A 2,599-nucleotide genomic window follows, 5' to 3' on the forward strand; every position below is an offset into this window, starting at 1 on the left:
GGTAAAAGCAGGATATGACGAAGCAGATCCTATTGCAACAGATGATACATCAACAGGAAATACACCAGGCGATGATGCAACTGTAAATTTATTAGATAATGATAAATTAAGTGATGGAACTGAAATAACAGATCCTTCAACACAGGTAACGATAGATTTAGACCCAACAACACCAGGCGTTCAAAATACTTTAGTAGTACCAAACCAGGGAACTTGGACAGTAGATCCAGCAACAGGGATTTTAACATTTAATCCAGAAGATGGATTTACACAAACGCCAACGGATATTATTTATGAACTTACAGAAACAAGCACAGGTTTAATAGATACCGCAACGGTAAAAGCAGGATATGACGAAGGAAATCCTATCGCAACAGATGATACCGTAACAGGAAATACACCAGGCGATGATGCAACTGTAAAATTATTAGATAATGATAAATTAAGTGATGGAACTGAAATAACAGATCCTTCAACACAGGTAACTATCGATTTAGACCCAACAACAGCAGGTGTTCAAAATACTTTAGTAGTACCAAACCAGGGAACTTGGACAGTAGATCCAGCAACAGGGATTTTAACATTTAATCCAGAAGATGGCTTTACGCAAACACCAACAGATGTAGTTTATACCTTAACAGAAATAAGCACAGGTTTAATAGATACCGCAACGGTAAAAGCAGGATATACAGAAGTTGATCCTATCGCAACAGATGATTCATCAACAGGAAATACACCAGGCGATGATGCAACTGTAAAATTATTAGATAATGATAAATTAAGTGATGGAACTGAAATAACAGATCCTTCAACACAGGTAACTATCGATTTAGACCTAACAACAGCAGGTGTTCAAAATACTTTAGTAGTACCAAACGAGGGAACTTGGACAGTAGATCCAGCAACAGGGATTTTAACATTTAATCCAATAGATGGCTTTACATCAACACCAACGGATATTATTTATGAACTTACAGAAACAAGCACAGGTTTAATAGATACCGCAACGGTAAAAGCAGAATATACAGAAGCAGATCCTATTGCAACAAATGATTCATCAACAGGAAATACACCAGGCGATGATGTGGTAGTTAATTTATTAGATAATGATAAATTAAGTGATGGAACTGAAATAACAGATCCTTCAACACAGGTAACTATCGATTTAGACCCTAGTACACCAGGCGTTCAAAATACTTTAGTAGTACCAAACCAAGGAACTTGGACAGTAGATCCAGCAACAGGGATTTTAACATTTAATCCAGAAGATGGCTTTACGCAAACACCAACAGATGTAGTTTACACCTTAACGGAAACAAGCACAGGCTTAACAGACACCGCAACGGTAAAAGCAGGATATGACGAAGCAGATCCTATTGCAACAAATGATTCATCAACAGGAAATACACCAGGCGATGATGCAACTGTAAATTTATTAACGAATGATGATTTAAGTGATGGAACACAAGCAACGGTTTCTAACACAAGTATTGAATTAATCGATCTAGCAACCGGAATTGCAACGACAACACCAAATGTTGTAACAGTAGCAGGCGAAGGAGTTTGGACATTAGATCCTTTAACCGGAAATTTAACGTTCAATCCAGAAGATGGATTTACACAAACGCCAACGGATATTAGTTATGAACTTACAGAAACAAGCACAGGTTTAATAGATACCGCAACGGTAAAAGCAGGATATACAGAAGTTGATCCTATCGCAACAGATGATACATCAACAGGAAATACACCAGGCGATGATATTAGCGTAAATGTATTAACTGACGATAGCTTAAGTGATGGAACAGCAATAACAAATCCAGCAACACAGGTAACTATCGATTTAGACCCAACAATAGCAGGTATTCAAAATACGATAGTAGTAGCAAACCAAGGAGTTTGGACGGTAAACCCAGCAACGGGAGTTTTAATATTCAGCCCAGACATAGGCTTTACAACCGACCCAACAGGTATTATTTATGAACTTACGGAAACAAGCACAGGCTTATCAGACACTGCAACGGTAATAATGTTACTAGACACAGACAGCGATGGAATTCCAAATGTTATTGACATAGACGACGACAACGATGGAATTTTAGATACCGATGAAGGAGATGGATTTTTAGATACTGATAACGATGGAATCCCTGATAGTTTAGATACCGATAGTGATAATGATGGCGTAGTAGATATTATAGAAGGAAATGATGCCAATGCAGATGGAATTCCAGATGCTATTCCAAGTGGTGTTGATACCGATTCAGATGGGTTAGACGATGCTTTTGACACCGATAACGGAGGTTCTCCAGTTGATTTGTCAGATACTGATGGAGATGGTATTTATGACTATCAAGATATAGATGATGATAATGATGGTATAAATACTGAAGATGAAAATCCAGGAGATACTAATATTACCACTAACGATTCGTTAGATACCAACGAGAATGGTATTCCAGATTCTTTAGATACAGATACTAATAAATGTGGAACGCCTTACAACATCATGACACCTGATAACGATGGGAAAAATGATAGTTTCTTTATTTCTTGTATTGATAAGCCAGAATACAGTAAAAATACGGTAGAGATTTTC

The 2,599-nt window shown here is 37.4% G+C and carries 1 protein-coding gene; it reads left to right on the plus strand.

Annotated features, from left to right (window positions below; translation table 11 throughout):
• Window positions 1-2,599: hypothetical protein (locus DPIF8902391_RS10480; protein ID WP_172505791.1), on the plus strand; the 2,599-nt coding region annotated here is incomplete at both ends.

The sequence above is a fragment of the Tenacibaculum finnmarkense genomovar ulcerans genome (genome assembly GCF_900239495.1).
Classification (GTDB): Bacteria; Bacteroidota; Bacteroidia; order Flavobacteriales; family Flavobacteriaceae; genus Polaribacter; species Polaribacter ulcerans.